This is a genomic window from Pseudomonas protegens, assembly GCF_003732485.1.
Taxonomy (GTDB): domain Bacteria; phylum Pseudomonadota; class Gammaproteobacteria; order Pseudomonadales; family Pseudomonadaceae; genus Aquipseudomonas; species Aquipseudomonas protegens_B.
Genome location: NZ_MOAK01000066.1, coordinates 98,718 through 114,710 on the forward strand (window position 1 = coordinate 98,718; position 15,993 = coordinate 114,710).

General features: G+C 57.9%; 14 protein-coding genes. 4 read left to right on the forward strand and 10 right to left on the reverse strand.

From position 1 onward, the window contains the following. The 3 genes from BLX41_RS35620 to BLX41_RS17575 form a co-directional block, all read left to right on the forward strand. On the forward strand, nt 1-433 hold a 433-nt coding region (locus tag BLX41_RS35620; RefSeq protein WP_259744983.1), incomplete at its 5' end, for a response regulator. A 116-nt stretch (nt 434-549) separates the two neighbouring features. Beyond that, nucleotides 550-3,216 (forward strand): excinuclease ABC subunit UvrA, encoded by a 2,667-nt coding sequence (locus BLX41_RS17570; RefSeq protein WP_123725909.1) that lies wholly within the window; start codon nt 550-552, stop codon nt 3,214-3,216. A 135-nt stretch (nt 3,217-3,351) separates the two neighbouring features. After that, nucleotides 3,352-3,585, forward strand: coding sequence for a DUF465 domain-containing protein (locus BLX41_RS17575; RefSeq protein ID WP_102864849.1), 234 nt, complete (start codon nt 3,352-3,354; stop codon nt 3,583-3,585). Here the strand turns inward: BLX41_RS17575 and pilL2 are convergent. From pilL2 to BLX41_RS17605, 7 genes are all read right to left on the reverse strand, one after another. Then, nucleotides 3,569-3,991, reverse strand: coding sequence for a PFGI-1 class ICE element type IV pilus protein PilL2 (gene pilL2 / locus BLX41_RS17580; protein ID WP_123725910.1), 423 nt, complete (start codon nt 3,989-3,991; stop codon nt 3,569-3,571). The genes BLX41_RS17575 and pilL2 overlap by 17 nt on opposite strands. Before the next feature lie 122 nt (nt 3,992-4,113). Beyond that, complete coding sequence (locus BLX41_RS17585; RefSeq protein ID WP_123725911.1) at nt 4,114-4,377, reverse strand: PAAR domain-containing protein; 264 nt, start codon at nt 4,375-4,377, stop codon at nt 4,114-4,116. A gap of 130 nt (nt 4,378-4,507) precedes the next feature. After that, entirely contained in the window at nt 4,508-5,242 is a 735-nt protein-coding gene (locus BLX41_RS17590) for a DUF4262 domain-containing protein (protein WP_185073637.1), read from the reverse strand. Between the two features lie 559 nt (nt 5,243-5,801). Beyond that, nucleotides 5,802-6,242 carry a hypothetical protein gene (locus tag BLX41_RS17595; RefSeq protein WP_123725913.1) on the reverse strand — a complete coding sequence of 147 codons (441 nt, stop codon included), beginning with the start codon at nt 6,240-6,242 and terminating at the stop codon, nt 5,802-5,804. 3 nt (nt 6,243-6,245) lie between these two features. Beyond that, nucleotides 6,246-6,824 (reverse strand): RHS repeat-associated core domain-containing protein, encoded by a 579-nt coding sequence (locus BLX41_RS17600; RefSeq protein ID WP_123725914.1) that lies wholly within the window; start codon nt 6,822-6,824, stop codon nt 6,246-6,248. Nucleotides 6,825-6,829: 5 nt separating this feature from the next. Beyond that, nucleotides 6,830-7,204 (reverse strand): hypothetical protein, encoded by a 375-nt coding sequence (locus tag BLX41_RS33395; RefSeq protein ID WP_148059747.1) that lies wholly within the window; start codon nt 7,202-7,204, stop codon nt 6,830-6,832. Next, nucleotides 7,201-10,755, reverse strand: coding sequence for an RHS repeat-associated core domain-containing protein (locus BLX41_RS17605; protein ID WP_311197540.1), 3,555 nt, complete (start codon nt 10,753-10,755; stop codon nt 7,201-7,203). Before BLX41_RS17605 ends, BLX41_RS33395 begins: the two co-directional genes overlap by 4 nt. On the opposite strand from BLX41_RS17605, the gene BLX41_RS37115 reads away from it, so the two are divergent. Further along, nucleotides 10,732-11,721 (forward strand): hypothetical protein, encoded by a 990-nt coding sequence (locus BLX41_RS37115; protein WP_311197541.1) that lies wholly within the window; start codon nt 10,732-10,734, stop codon nt 11,719-11,721. The two genes, BLX41_RS17605 and BLX41_RS37115, sit on opposite strands and share 24 nt — an antisense overlap. Before the next feature lie 208 nt (nt 11,722-11,929). Here the strand turns inward: BLX41_RS37115 and BLX41_RS17610 are convergent, their stop codons facing one another. The 3 genes from BLX41_RS17610 to BLX41_RS17620 form a co-directional block, all read right to left on the reverse strand. Continuing rightward, complete coding sequence (locus BLX41_RS17610; protein WP_123725916.1) at nt 11,930-12,373, reverse strand: arginine:ornithine antiporter; 444 nt, start codon at nt 12,371-12,373, stop codon at nt 11,930-11,932. Beyond that, nucleotides 12,370-15,342, reverse strand: a complete 2,973-nt coding sequence (locus BLX41_RS17615) for a type VI secretion system Vgr family protein (protein ID WP_123725917.1) — start codon at nt 15,340-15,342, stop codon at nt 12,370-12,372. Before BLX41_RS17615 ends, BLX41_RS17610 begins: the two co-directional genes overlap by 4 nt. Nucleotides 15,343-15,357: 15 nt before the next feature. Continuing rightward, on the reverse strand, nt 15,358-15,993 hold a 636-nt coding region (locus BLX41_RS17620), incomplete at its 5' end, for a type VI secretion system baseplate subunit TssF (RefSeq protein WP_185073639.1).

A 15,993-nucleotide genomic window follows, 5' to 3' on the forward strand; every position in this document is an offset into this window, starting at 1 on the left:
TTTCGTCCGCAGTGCGGCTCAGGAGGCCCAGGCAACGTCGGCCGGCCCGGCGCGTGAGCCAGGAGGGCAGGAGCGCATCCTGGTGGTGGAGGACAACGCCGATGTGCGCAGTGCGGCGGTGGAAATGCTCAAGCACGAGGGCTATCAGGTGCGTACCGCGGCCAATGGCGATGCCGCCATGCAATTGCTGATGGCAGGGCTCAAGGTCGACCTGATCTTCACCGACGTGGTGATGCCCGGCCTGATCAAGAGCACCGACCTGGCCACCTGGGCCAGGACCCAGGCACCGCCCATTGCGGTGCTGTTCACCTCGGGGCACACCCGGGACATGATCTCGCGCAATCATCAGCTCAGCCCGGACACTCATCTGTTGAGCAAGCCTTACGGGCCCGACGACCTGAGCGCCATGGTGCGTTCCTTGCTGGGGGCCTGAAGCAGCTTCGCCTGGCCCCTTCACGGCGTGCCCCGGCACCGGCGGGTTGTGTGATGATCGCCGCTCGCGCCGTTTGCATTGGCGACATTTTCCGAATTTCAATTCCAGGCAGGTCCATGACTTCTTCGCGCAACGCCTCCATTGATCCCCTGACGAGCACGCTGCCCACCCACAGTTCCGGTTTTGTCCGGGTGCGCGGGGCCCGCGAACACAACCTGAAGAATGTCGACGTGGACATTCCCCGGGATGCCCTGGTGGTGTTCAGTGGGGTGTCCGGCTCGGGCAAGTCGTCCCTGGCCTTCTCGACCCTGTATGCCGAGGCCCAGCGCCGCTACTTCGAATCGGTGGCGCCCTACGCCCGACGGCTGATCGATCAGGTGGGGGTGCCGGATGTGGACCGTATCGACGGCCTGCCGCCGGCGGTGGCCCTGCAACAGCAGCGCGGTACGCCGAGCACGCGTTCTTCGGTGGGCAGCGTGACTACCTTGTCCAGCCTGGTGCGCATGCTCTATTCCCGGGCCGGCAGTTACCCGCCGGGGCAACCGATGCTGTATGCCGAGGACTTCTCGCCGAACACGCCCCAGGGCGCCTGCCCGGAGTGTCACGGTCTGGGCCGGGTGTATGAGGTCAACGAAGCGACCATGGTCCCGGACCCTTCGCTGACCATCCGCCAGCGCGCCGTGGCTTCCTGGCCGCTGGCCTGGCAGGGGCAGAACCTGCGGGACATCCTGGTGACCCTGGGCTACGACGTGGACATTCCCTGGCGCGAACTGCCGAAAAAGCAGCGCGACTGGATTCTCTTCACCGAGGAAACCCCCACGGTGCCGGTATACGCCGGGCTGACGCCGGAGCAGACCCGCGAAGCCCTCAAGCGTCAACAGGAGCCCAGCTACATGGGCACCTTCAGCGGCGCCCGGCGCTACGTGCTGCACACCTTCACCCACACCATGAGCGCGCTGATGAAAAAGCGCGTGTCGCAGTTCATGCGCGGCAGCCCGTGCCCGCTGTGCGAAGGCAAGCGCCTCAAGCGCGAGGCCCTGGCGGTGACCTTTGCCGGGCTGGATATCGGCGAACTGTCGCGCCTGCCGTTGCTGCAGTTGGCCGAAGTGCTCCGGCCCGTGGCGGCGGCCGACTACCTGGAGCAGGCGGCGGCCGGTGACGAGGTGCTGAGTCAGGCGCAGACCCGGGCCGCGCGCCAGCAGCGCCATGCCCTGGGCGCCCCGGAGCACCGTGACGCGCCGGATGTCCGGCATACCCCCAACCTGTCTCTGGAGAAGCGTCTGGCCGCGCAACGCATTGCCCAGGATCTGCTGGAACGGGTCAGCACCCTGACCGACCTGGGGCTGGGTTACCTGGCCCTGGAGCGCAGCACCCCGAGCCTGTCTTCCGGCGAGTTGCAACGCCTGCGCCTGGCCACGCAGCTGGGGTCGCAGTTGTTCGGGGTGATCTATGTGCTGGATGAGCCTTCGGCGGGCCTGCACCCGGCGGACGCGCAGGCCCTGTTCGAGGCCTTGCAACGACTCAAGGCCGCGGGCAACTCGCTGTTTGTGGTGGAGCACGATGTGCAGACCATGCGCCGTGCCGACTGGCTGGTGGACGTTGGCCCGGCGGCGGGGGAGCGCGGCGGCCAGGTGCTGTACAGCGGGCCGCCGGCGGGGCTGGCGACCATCGAAGCGTCTCAGACCCGGGCCTATCTGTTCGCCGAACAGGCCCAGGCCCGGCGCACCCCGCGCCAGCCCCGGGACTGGCTGCGCCTGGAGGGCATCACCCGCAACAACCTCCAAGGCCTGGACGCCGCGTTTCCCCTGGGCTGTTTCACCGCGGTGACCGGGGTTTCCGGCTCCGGCAAATCCAGCCTGGTGAGTCAGGCCCTGCTGGAACTGGTGGGCAGCCACCTGGGCAAGGTGCCGGGCCGCGACGAGGCGCCGGAGCTGGATCTGGCGGACGAGGCGCCGGTCAGTGGCACGGGGCAGATCACCGCGGGCATGGAGGGCATCAAGCGCCTGGTGCAGGTGGACCAGAAACCCATCGGCCGCACACCGCGATCCAACCTGGCGACCTACACCGGGCTGTTCGACAACGTGCGCAAGCTGTTCGCCGCCACCGCCGAGGCGCAGGCCCTGGGCTTTGACGCCGGGCAGTTTTCCTTCAACGTCGCCAAGGGGCGTTGCCCGGCCTGCGAAGGCGAAGGCTTTGTCAGCGTCGAGCTGCTGTTCATGCCCAGCGTCTTCGCCCCGTGCCCCACCTGCCAGGGCGCGCGCTACAACCCCCAGACCCTGACGGTGACCTGGCAGGGCCTGAACATCGCCCAGGTGCTGCAACTGAGTGTGGAGCAGGCCTTGCCGGTATTTGCCGAGCAGCCGGGGATTCGCCGCGCCCTGGAAGTCTTGCGGGACATCGGCCTGGACTACCTGCGCCTGGGCCAGCCGGCCACCGAGCTTTCCGGTGGCGAGGCCCAGCGCATCAAGCTGGCCACCGAGCTGCAGCGCAATGCCCGGGGCGCCACCCTGTACGTGCTGGACGAACCCACCACCGGCCTGCACCCACGGGATGTGGACCGTCTGCTGGAGCAGTTGGACAAACTGGTGGAGGCGGGCCACAGCGTGGTGGTGGTCGAGCATGAAATGCGCGTGGTGGCCCAGGCCGACTGGGTCATGGACATTGGCCCTGGCGCGGGGGAGCAGGGCGGCACCCTGGTGGCCTGTGGCACGCCGGAGCATGTGGCCACGCAGCGCAACAGCCGCACCGCCGCGTTCCTGGCCCAGGCCCTGGCCGGAAATTGATCCAGAACAGGGGCCCGCGACGAACGGTTACCGCTGGTCTGATTGGCGGTCGACAGACCCGGGGCGCCAAGGCCATTCTGATCATCGGCAGGGGCGTAATGAAGCCCTTGCTGCCATCAACCACGGAGGTGTTCCATGCCGGTGATCCACGACCTTTACCAGGACCTGAGCTGCAGCAAAGAAGACATTCAACAGCGTCGGGCCAGTGATCCCCACCTGAATGCGCTGTTCGACAAGTACACCAGCATCGACAACCAGGTGCTCAAGGCCGAAGCCGCCGCCGCCGCAGACGACGAATTGAAGAAACTCAAGGAAAAGCGCCTGCTGATCAAGGACGAAATCAGCGAGAAACTCACCGCCCGTTCCTGACCCTCCCCCTGTAACAAGGGCCTGACAACGTCAGCAATCCTTCGCGCAATGACAGCGGCCCTAATCGATAGTGAGCCGCTGGCAGGGGCAAGGTAGCCAGTGGACTTATTCCACTCAGGTCGCAGAGCTGATAGCCGGATCGCAACAAAATATGCTGCAGCGCATCACCTACGGTGGCACCCAGTCTGGGAGGGATAGTGACTTCGACCACTTGCTGCAGTAAGTCGCGCTGGTGAGGCTCTGGAACCAGCTCGACGAGGGTGTAACGTCCGTAGCGAACGACGGGGACGGAAATTGGGGTAGCTTCTGTGGCTGCCTCCAATGGAACAACGCCGGATGAGGGTGATGGGAGCTGAGGTGCCACGCACCCGGACAGCAACCACAAGCTGAACAGTAAGGTGCACATGCGGCAAATCCCCGGGATCGGTGATGTGCCAGCATCGCTCTCTATGTGTTATTCATCAGTAAACAATGGGCATTACGGATGATCCGGGTTATTGCCACAGGGCTGGAGGGGCCGTATGAGCACTAGCTGATTACTGAACCCTTGGGGCCACTAGCAATTAAGCTGGCGCCACAAGCGGTTTTCATACCGTCCAGAGCTACAGGCGTACCGTCCACGCTGTAGGTGCTGCTGCCTTCTGCTATGGGGAACACACCTTTGCACAATGGACAGCTCACCATATGACCGACACCGGCAATGGCTTTTCCATTGAGGCTGGTTTGAGAAAACGCACCAAGTACTTTGCCACCGTGTGAGGTGGAGTCGCCTAAGCGGATAATGTCTTTCATTTTTAACTTCTTCAGTCTGCTATTTGGTTTTCTTAAAGCTTGTTTTGAAGGGGCTATTTCCCTAAGTTATTTAGTATCACTGTGTGTGCGAATGTTGGTGGGTGTTTTCATGGGATATTTTGAGGTGATATTAACCCCAAACATGCCATTCTGTCTCAAGCTTGTCGCGCCAAAGTGCATGGCCGACGTCTAAGCTAACGACTTTTTTAAGAGATGGATCAAAGTCTAAAAGTACTCCAATTGGAACTACGCGTATCTCAGCAGGAGGTGTATCAGGACCGGAACCGGCAAATAGCTCCCACTGGTCTTCCTCCCATCTTGTGGCTTCAGTTACTTTTTCTCCACGCAATGCACTCAGGTTAGTTACGGCAACTGAGTGGTCTGAAATCGATTGGTAGCTCCAGGGTTCACCTAGCCAGCGCCATATCGGAGCGTTTTGGATGCTCCATGACTCACTTAAGTCAGGTGTGTCAATCGTCCAATGATCAAGGTCTGGGATGATCTGAAGTGCTGAGATCTCTTTTGAATTGTAGAAGTCCAATGCTCCTAGCATTAATTTGTTTGTCCATGAATTATCTGCTTTGCGAAGTTTGAATGAGCCTAGTGAATTGGTTTTTATTTTTGAGTTGATTCTAGTTGGGTGTGAATTTATCTCATTCATTATTTTATCTAAAATCTGCTTCGCTTCGTTTGCGGAGTAGAAGTAAGAGCCGGCCATTATTAGTTCAAAGCCAATGCTTTCTATGAGGCCGATAGTGTAAAAAAATCTCGGCAAAGGGCCACCGCTGATCGCGTAAATATGATAGCCGTGGGAGCTGATATTTGATCTGATTAAGTCTAAGGCGTTCTTTTTTTCTTTTTTCATGGTCCTGCACTTTAAGGTTTGAGAATGCCTTTGAAGCATCCATTGCATAGTGCGATCAAGTTTTCTTTGAGTTTTTGACTGCCATCTGAAAAAAATGGATGCCAGATAAAAATATCTACCGACAAACGGAACCGTGTAGCATGGCCTCATCTTTACCTTTTTTCAGGATAAGGCCATAGCTAATATCAGTGTTGGGCTCCGTATCTTCTGGGAATAGGTAATGCTCTTTGATAAGCTCCAATATGTCTGGATGTTTTTGCTCCTTAAACCATCGATGAGTAAAGAAGTATCAGGACTCTCGAAACTACCGTATGGCTCAATCACATAACTCAAAAACTTATTCCAGTTAAAGTAAGGTTCACAGGGTTCGGGGCCTTTGGGGTGTCCATGTATTTTCTCTGCATTGTCTTGGTGAACCGGCACTGAGGTTTAGGAGGCACCATTGGGGCCAAAGCCGATAGACGTTTCGAAATCGTAGTCTCGTACAATTAGGGTGATCCTGCACGGGGCGGTTCTAAACTTCGTTTGTGTGCTGAGTTGCAATGCTCCAATTACAAAGTTATGAGTTTTCTTTGTCCTGTTTAAGTCTTGACTTTAAGCTTTTCAGTGCGTTATGAAAGTCATCGTAAACGGGGTCATTTTTGGGTAGATCATTTCCGCTGTTAAGGAAGTTTTCTATTCCGAATTCAATTGTCTTCAGGAAGTTTTTTAATTCATGCTCTCCGAGGCTCTCCTTTTTTTGTGAGATTGTTACTTGGTTTTTTTTGAGTTTAAAACTTACTGAGAAGGAAGAATCTGTACCCACAAATTCAATGTTTTTTCCGTTTTTTAGTTTAAGTAAGCTATCGATGAGTAGAGTGAGCGCTGGATAAATCATCATTGAGAACTTAATGTTTTCCATTGAGGATATTTCTTTTTTTTCAAATCTGAACTGCATATCTCCTAGGTCGAAACCTGAGATCTCTCCAGAACTTCGTCTGTAGATGTTAAACTCAAGCATGGCTTATTCGCTCCTAACGGGGAATACGGTGATAGTCCGATTATTGTCTTGGGAGTCAAATACCCCACGTACCCTATCTTTTTTACCATTCACCTTCATGCGTTTTTCAAATGTTTGAATTCGTCGGCTCGGATCGCTGATTCGTGTTCCTTTCTTTACCAGACATTCACATGCCTTCTGAATTTGATCTTGTGTTGTCCCTGCTGGAAAAAGGTCTCCGGCTCCCTCTGGATGTGTTCCACTTATGTGACGTTCATCGATATGTTGCCAGCCCTCTTTATGGTTGCCTGGTTCAATTCGGGGCTTGCTTGTTTTTCGACCAGCTAGGCCTAGCGGATCGACCCATTCCATTGGGCTCAGAGCATACTGGAAGACGTTTAACCCACCCGCATACCCAATCGGATCCTTACTAACAAACCGCCCCACCTCCGGATCATAGTACCTATACCGGTTGTAATGCAGTCCCGTCTCATGATCGTGGTACTGCCCCTGGAGCCTGAGCCGGTCGGTAATACATATTGAGTCGAACTGTCCGAACGATACCCTCGGATCTCCCCAATAGTTTGAATTTACCAGGTCAATGGAAGTTAATGAGCTTCAATCCAAACTTTTTCAGGGTGTGTTATGTTGTCTAAAAAAATTTTTAAGCTGGTTATTTTTTTTTCTGATGAAATTTCAGTAACCTTGATTAACTCTGATGTCACCACCGAAATATTACCGTTTGGAGTGTTAATTGCTCCATCAAATATCTTGATTTTTGTGCTTGATATCAAGCGTGGGAGCTTTTTTTTCAAGTGTACTTCTACACTTCCATCAGTGTCGCAGTTGACTTTTACAGCAATACATGTAGCCGTGCTAGAACATGCGCCAGAGTCATCTATCTCTGGAATATCTAGATTGTCACTAGTGAAGTCAAATATGAATAATACAGGGTGCGGGAACTCGTAAACTACACTTTTCATTGTCCTTTCCTTCTTCTCAACATTTCTTGAAGCACTTGACCGCCTTGTCGAGCCTTGCATTTGTTGCAGTGAGGGTAGAACTCTTTCGGCTCATCAAGTGCTTGGGCTGGCTGATGATCGGCAATAGCATTGCCACTTTTTGTGCCTGGCTCCATTGTTCCGCATGTATGGCACCCATGCTTGTCCATCAATGCATTAACTTGCCGTTGTTCTTCTGCAGTAGGGCGACCACGGTGAGCGGGGATTGACTCAACAGCATAAGGTCCAGGTCGTAGTGTGTCATCGCTTGCTAAGCCGAGAGGGTCGGTCCACCCGATTGCATTAGGACCATATTGATAGAAGTTGAGCCCTCCTGCATAAGCGATAGGATCCTTACTAACAAACCGTCCCACCTCCGGATCATAGTACCTATACCGGTTGTAATGCAGTCCCGTCTCATGATCGTGGTACTGCCCCTGGAACCTGAGCGGGTTGGCAATCCCTTGCTGCAATGCGCTGCTTGATCGCTCTTCTTTGATCCCACCCCAAGCCTTGTACTGTGCACTCCAGACCACTTCACCCGTCTGATCCGTCAGCTCTTGCGGTGTTCCCAAGTGGTCGCACTGATACCAGGCCAGCGCATCGATCTCCATGGGTTTTGGCGCATCGGCCCAAAGTGGGTCGTTTTCCTGTTGGTAAAATGCTCCGTATTCGGGTTCCGGGATCAGCGGAATAAATTGCTTATGCACTGCCTCGGCCACCGGCACGAAACTGCCTGGCTCATAGAAGTAGTGGGTGGTGCGTGCGCCTTCTCCGGCCTTGTCCGCTGCCCGGCTTTCCCAGGCCAGGGTGTCGCCATCCCAACCGTATAGCGTCACGCCGCAATCGAACTGGCGATTGCGTTTCAGGCGCTCAAGCCGGTTCAGTTCGGAACCATCCTCCGGCCGGTCCTGGTAGTGGGCCTCGGTCTGTTTGTACAAACGTCGGCCCAGAGCATCGTAGGCATAGTTCGCTTGTAGACGGTCGTCGCGGTAGCTCACCAGGCGGTCGAACAGGTCCCAGGTGAAGTGGCTGCGCTGACCATCGCGCAGGCGTTGGATTAGGTTGCCGCGATCATCGTATTGGTAGTGGGTGCCGGCGTACTCGCGCAGCAGGTTGTCCAGCAGGCGGCTGCGGGGCAGGCCGCGTTGTGGCAGATCCGCTGTTTTGGGGTCGAGGAGGTTGCTGGCGGGGTCGAAGGCAAAGGTCTCTTGCCCCAGGCGCGACGTTGCGCTGAGCAGGCGGCCCACTGGGTCGTATTGATAGCTCAGCGTACCGCGGCGGCTGTCGTCGATTTGCAGCAGTTGGCCGATAGCGTCGTATTGATAACCGCGTTTGATCAATGTGCTCTTGCCGTCACCGCTGCCCAGCAGTTGTTCCTGGAGACGTCCGAGCGGGTCCCACTTTTGCGTCTGGAGCAGTTGGTTGCCCTGGTGTCGGGCCACTTCGCGGTGCAGGTCGTCGCGTTCGTAGGCCAGTAGTTCCTGCGCGTCCAGGCGCATGCCGAGCAGGTGCCCGCTGCCATAGGTCAACCAACTGACCTTGTGGCCATCAGGGCGGACGGTGGCGATGCGCTGGTTGAGGGCGTCGTACTGGTGCTGCCAGACCGCGACCTGGGGTTGTTTCAGGCAGCTGTAGTGCTGATGTTCGCGTGTCAGGTTGCCGGCGGCATCGTGGAAGAACTGCAACTTGCTGTCGTTGTTGCTGGCCAGCAGCAGGTTGCCATTGCCGTCGTAGGCGTAGCGTTCAAGCTGCTCCTTGGCTTTCGAAGAGTCGGCACCGTCAATGCTTAGGCTCGCTCGGCGTTCGGTCAGTCGGCCCATGGGGTCGAACTCGAGGCTGATGACACGCTGGCCATCAATTGTCCGGGCGAGTCGGCCTGTTTCAGGAGCGTATTCATAGCGGGTGTTGTGCCCGTCGAAACCTGCTTCTTTAAGCAGGCGACCGACCGGGTCATAAACGAAGGTGGCGTATTGCTCGTTTTCGTTTTGCAGGCGCTGCAGTTGCCCGAGCCGGTCCCATTGATAACGCAGCGTGTGTCCGGCGGCATCGATGCGTTCGGTCAACAGTCCCGCTTCGCTGTAGGACCAGGAAGTGGCTTGACCCAGGGCGTCGATATGACCGAGTAGCCGGCCCTCGGCATCGCGCTCAAAGCGTTCCTCGGTCTTGTCGGGATGAACAATGACGGCCAACTGGCCGGCTTCATAGTGGTAGCTGGTTTTTTGCCCCAGGGCGTCGGTGAAACAGATCAGTTGACCACGGGCATCGTATTCCCAGGCGCTGGCTTTGCCGGAGCAGTCGACATAGTCGGTGAGCTGCCCGCTGTCGTTGTACTTCAGCTTCTTTTCATTGCCATTGGCATCGGTAATGGCAGTGGGCAGGCCCATCTGGTTGTACTTGTATTCGGTCTTGTTGCCGAGGGGATCGACGGCCTCGGTGAGGTTGCCGCGCAAATCGTAGTCGCGGCTCCATTGACCCCCTTCAGCGTCGCTGATCTTGATCAGTTGGTCCTGGGCATCCCAGGCGTAATGCACGGTGTTGCCATCGGGGCGGATGTGTTCAAGCAGGTTGACCCCTCGCTCGTCATAGGCATAGCGATCCTCGCTACCGTCGGTGTGAACGTGACGTACGACGTTCTTGGCATCGTCGCGGAAGAACCATTCCGAGAGGCCATCGGGGTGAAGAACGCGATAGGGGTAGCCGAGGCTGTCGTAGTAGTGCCAGGTTTCGTGGCCATTGGCGTCGGTGACATAGGCCAGGCGGATGTTGCGGTCCCACTCCAGGCGCGTTTCGAAACTGCCATCGTCGGCCCATTCATGGATGGCGCGGGCATCGGGGCCTTCGCCTTGCCAGCGCAAGTTCATCCCGCGTCCGCTGCGATCGGTGTAGCGGGTCACCAGGTGGTGCTGGTACTGATAGGTCCAGGTCGCGGCGTTCTCGTCCTGGGCGAGGATCAGGTCCCCGGCGACATCGTATTGATAAAGACTCAGGCGACGCTGGGGTTCATCTTCACCCATTAGCCACAGGCCAGTAATGCGCCCGTCTTCATCCACCAATGTGCCGAGGTGGGTATGAACCTGGCTGGGCTCGTCCTGATAGGTCATCAAGTCGGACAGCACAGCCTTTTTGCCCATGCGGTGTTCATAGCCCAGCAGCATGCCGGCACCGCCACGCAGCTCGATTTGTACGAGCAGGAATCGCTGGCCATCACGGCGATAGGTTTCCCGCCGGTCGAAGCCGCGACATAGGGCAATTTGCACCTCGCTGATGCGAATCAGCGTGAGGTTTTCCACTCGATCATCGTGGGCCTCACCCACCTTGGGCAGTGGGTAGTCGAAACTGCGCCCATCGGCCGCGTGGTAGCGCAAACCGTCGCCAATCAGGTCCAGGCGTGTGGTGAAGGGTGTGATCCAGCGTGCGCCCAGTTCGCTTTGGTCATAGGTGCCCAGACTGGAGCGGTAAGTCCGGGTCCAGTCGATGGGGAAGGGGCCGGGCAAGGTGAAATCGGTATGGGAAATGATCTCGCTGCCCATGGCAAAACTGATGCTGGCGCAGGTGCCGGTACAGGTGCCGGCCTTTTGCGGGGATGGGTCCTGGTTGGCCGGCCCTTGCCGGGATTGTCCTTCCAGTTGGTTGCCACTGCGCTGATCCCGAGCCTCGCTGGTTCCCTTGGGCTTGATGTTGGTGCTGTGTCCATGGGCGCCCCGACTACGCCAGGCGGTCACGGATGCGGAGAGGATCTTCAGCAAGTTGCCGATGCTGTTGACCGTCTCAGGGTCACCCAGGCTGGCCACCTGCTCGCGCAACTCAGGGGCGAACTCCCGGAGAGCCCTGGTTTTGCTCAGTGCCAGTTGTCGTTGTTTTTCGTCGAGCAGGTTTTTCGCCGCGGTGTTGGCTGCGGCTTTGCCGACGGCCTTGTAAGCGCTCCAGACCGCGCCGAAGAAGTTGCTGATGCTGGCCTTGGGGTCATGCAACAACTGGTCGCCGGCATCACGCATTTGCTGCGCGGCAGCCTCGGCATCTCCTTTGGCATCAAGTTTTCCCTGAACCAGAGCTTCGAGTCCGCTGGCGATTTCGACAACGGTATTTTGCCCGAGCTCGCCAGCATCACTGAGGATGCCGCCGATCTTGCCCTCGGCTTGCTGCACGAAGTCGTCTATTTCACCGACGATGGTGGCGTTGAGGTGAGCCAGGATCACGCCAATCAACGCATCGCCAACCAGGCTCTTGCCGGTGGCCTTGAGTTCCTGACGCACCAGAAACAGGCTGGGACGCAGGCTCATGCGAGCCGCCGCCATGGTCGGTGGCGCGGGGAGCACGCCGATCAGGTTGATCCCCAGGCTGACCCAGTCGAGCATCTCTCGCTTGCTGGCCCGGCTGAGGGTGACGATGTCACCCAATGCATCGACCAGCGCAATGATGTTGCCCACCACAGGCAGCGCACCGGCAACGCTGCGGATGCGCTCCAAGGTGACAGTGTCATTGCTCATGGCGCGTAGCCATGCGTCGAATTGGGCGGCGCCTTGGCCCACATCGGCGGCGTCAATGGTGTTCAACGGCGCGACGGCAATCTGGGGTTCGCGAGGGGCTTGTTCTTGATCGGTGCTGTCCATGCTGCTTACTCAAGGTATGAGAAGGGCTTGGCCGCATCCATCTGACGATGGCGGCCTTGCTGGGTTTCCAAAAAGGAGAGGGGGGGTGGCAGGATTATGGCGGGGCTGTTTGACGCTGTTGCACACTTTTGCTCCAGAGCAAAGTGCCGACCTTGATCGCTTCGCAGATGATCAGAAGGCTGATGCTGAACAGGGGGTTGCTCGTAGCCGCTAGCGGCACAATCCAGGGGATGAAGAGCAACGATGGCATGACGAAAATCAGTCGAAATGGCACCTGGAGATAGGCCAGTGCACGAGCAAAACGACTGCCGCTGAGAAACAGCCAGGCTGAGACGATTATCGAAACCATCGTCAGAAGACCAAGACTGAACATTGGCAAGGCCAGTGGGCCGGGATCGCTCAACTGTACTTGTTGAAATGACAGAATATCGTCATAGATCGGGACTCGGCCCTTGGCCAGGTTGACCCAGACATGGTGAGCTACGTAAAGCAGGTCCATGCATCCCCAGAAGACGAAAATTGCTGTTCGCTTGTTCACGGTTTCTCCTTGGGCTCGAACACTTGGTCGGCGGTCACCGGTTGCCAGTGCCATGAGCGGCCTTCGACACGCAAGGGATCGTCACCTTCAAGGTAGCGTTGCTTGATCTTCCGGGTTTCTCCATAGGTATGAGTGGCCGAGTTGTCGGTGGCCCACTCGCTTGCATCCTCCGCAAGCGGCTGCCACTCCTGGATCTTGTCTCTTGTGGTGTTCATGTAGTCCTTGCCATCGGAGCCGAATAAACGACCTTCATCACCCATTGAGGTGAGCCGGTTGATCAGCATGACGCCGATGTTCTGGGTGCCATGATAGTCATTGTCGATGGTGACCCATTGTCCCGGCCCTTCTTTGGGGGCTGCTTGGAGGGCCTGTGCTATCAGTGTCTTGGTCAGTTCCGAAGTCGCGTTCGGCGGTGTATGTGGCCAGTCCTGAGTGCCGACGAAGCTCCCTTCGGACCAGGTGTCTGCGGGGTCTTTGCCGAATGTGACGCGTGCAGGTCCTGGCGCTGCGCCCGCTACCAGCGCATGCCCACTGGCATTCAGGCTCCCTTTGAAGACTTTTCCTAGCGCATCCTCGACCTGGAAGCTGCCGCCTTGAACCGCTCTTCTATTGGCTGTGTAGTTGTTGAATAGCTCAAGTTCGCCCTTGCCGGGTTTTGGGGGGGCCGGGAAACGCGCAGCACGACTTTTAGGACCGCTATAGCTGAAGTCGGCGGCATGGGCCTTGTACTGGCCGGTGGTCTGATGGGTGATGCCACCAGCGTTGTAAGTGGTGGCACTGCCACCGCCGTTGATGACCAACTCGGTCTTGGCGGTGATGGTGATGCGGTCGGCGGTTTGAGTGATATCGAGCTTGGCCAGCAGGTTGATGCTGTCCTTGAGCGCACGGATATCGATGTTTCCCGCCGCGGCTACCAGTCGCCAGCCCATGCTCTGCACAAACAACCGCATGCCCCGACTGGCACTGGCCAGCAGCCGGTTGCCGATGGACAAGCTGGTGTGTTCGGTGCTGCTCAGTGCCAGGTGCTTGCCACTGGCAATGTGCGTGGAGCCTGGGGTGGATGAGGCGATTCCCGCCGGGCTGGCGAGCACCAGGTGAGGGTCCTCGAACTCAGGGTAGTCGTTGGCTCCCGCTCGTCCTGGAGCATCCCTGAGGATGCCTTTGTTTTGCGCTTTGAGGGCTTTGGCGACGCTGTCCTGATCCCCTGAATCCTGGGCTTGTACCTCGCGGGCCATGATGCCGAAACCGTCCTGCTGATCCTCGGCCACGGCCAGGCGCAGGGCGGTTTCTTTGAGGTCCTTGTGGTGCTCCGAAGCATGCTGTCGAGGCTCGGTGGTCAGCAGCAGGCCGGCTGCGGCACGTACCGCGCCGTGTTTGTCGGTACGCAGCTCAAAGCCTTCGCCTCGGGGTTTGCCGCCGGTGGGGCGCGGGTGGGTCAGGTAGCCCAGGTTCAAGGCGCTGGCCGCATGATCGCTCATCAGCGCCGCGCTGATTTCGCCGGTGGTGTCGTCGATCCGCAGTTCGTTGGCCCGAGCCCCTTTGTGTTCATGGCTCTTGATCGTGGTCAGGGTTTTGAAATGGGGCAGTTTGTAGGGCGTGGGATGGGTCGCCGGGTAGGCGCGTCCGGTAATGATGGGTTGGTCCGGGTCACCGTTGAGGTGGCTGACGATGACCTCATGGCCAATCCGGGGAATCGCCATGTGTCCCCAGTTTTGTCCCGCCCAGTTCTGGGCTACGCGAACCCAGCAGGAACTGTGGTCGTCGTGCTTGCCTTCGCGGTCCCACGGATATTGAATTTTGACCCTGCTGAATTCATCGCAGAAAATTTCCTCTCCGGCCGGGCCTACCACCGTGGCAATCAGCGGGCCGTCGATTCTTGGCTTGGGTGGGGAGGCGGGCCGCCACTCGATATGGTCAGGGATGAGTTCCGCTACGTAGCTGTAGTGAGTGCTTTGCTGGGCGTCGGCGCTTTCTTCCTGCTGGCTGGTGTACTGCTTGCCGCTATGGACCATGCTCACGGTGCGCCAGCCACGGTTCATGTCTGCGCGTGGGTGTCCGCTCAGGTCAAAGGCCAGGCCTGGCAGCAAGCGAGGGTCGTCGCCTTCGACCCTTGCGGTTCTGGCATCACGGCGCAGGGCCAAAAGCCGGGTGTTGGTAAACGGCTTGCCGCTTTGGTCGGTTTTGTAACGTCCGGGATAGTCGTAACGCTCATACTCATCCTGGTGCTCCAACTCGCTGGCCTCACGCTCTTGGTGCTGCTCGTAGCGGGGCTGCTTGAAGGTGTAATCACGCTGCACCTGGCGCGAGGTGCGGACTTTTTCCAGGTATTCGAAGCGCCGTAGCGCGGGCTCCTGCTGGGCACCTCCTGGCTGGTGGTTATACAACACAGCACCGCCGGTGATGGCTCCATGTACGTAAAGGCGATCGCCATGGATCAGCCGGTGGCCTTGGGGCGAGTGACTGAAGGCATAGAAAAAACCCTCTTCTGCGGCCAACCGATCAAGAAACGTCAGGTCGGTTTCATCAGCCTGGACACAGTACTCGCGGGGCACGTGGTGCGATTGGGTGACGACCTTGTCGTAGTCGGTAATGCCGTGGGTCTTGAGTATGAACTGTATGATTTCCGGCACTGACTTCTGCTGGAAAACCCGCCAATCCGAGCACAGGGCCGTTCGTGCCAACTGGGGTTCGACGGCTGCTCGGTAGCGGGTGCGTCGAAAGCCCGTGGTGCCCTGGCTGAATTCGCTGACCAGTCCGTGAACGTAGCGCACCGGTTGTGTCCCCTGCCAGATGGTCAGCAGCGCTGTCTGATCCAGAACCTTGGAAAAGTCGATGGCCGGGTTGCTGCTGGCAAGCTCAAGGTCCAGGCGATACAGGTCGCAAAGTCCTTCTTCCAACCTGAACTCGACGACATCGAGCTCCATGCCGTTGATGTCGAAGGTAAAGCGCAGATCGATTTGATGTGACACAAGATTCCTCCCTGGCTAGAGCGTCGGCTGTTTGCCGGTGCGCATTGGCCATTCGTAAGCTTCCTTGCTCCGACTATTGATGACTTTCAATAGGTGAAAGGAGTGTTTGCTGGCGTACATGGCGAAGAAGTGGCTGAGCACCGTGGCGAACAGAAAAAGGTCGCCGTCCCCGGCAAAGCCTGCCGGGTCCATGTGCAATACGGTCTTGTAGCCCCGCACAGGGTTTCCGCGAATCAACCGGTCGATGGTCTGAGTGTTGACGGGGCCAATGCTGTGCAGCCGTCCTTTGAGCTGACGGGCGTGTTCAATGTTGTGCCCAGAGCAAAGGTCGTAGGCTTCGAGGACTTCGCGCATCGGTGCACTGTCGGCCAATGACTGCTGATTGAGGGCGAAATTGGAGATCAGTTGCCACTGTTGCTGACCATCGAGCACTGGCCTGTAGGTGGGGGTGGGCGCAGTGATGTTGCTGAAGTTTGCGATCACCGGCGTTTCGCTGGTGGGCAAACAGATGTCGCCAATACCCAGTGCCGCTGGCAGGTTGTTGTTGGTGCACGTCAGGGTCAGCGAGGCAATTTCAGTCTCGGCGTGGTAAGGACGCCCGTCGCCATGAACGAAAGCCACGTAGTGCAGTGCCTGTTGGGAGACCAGATC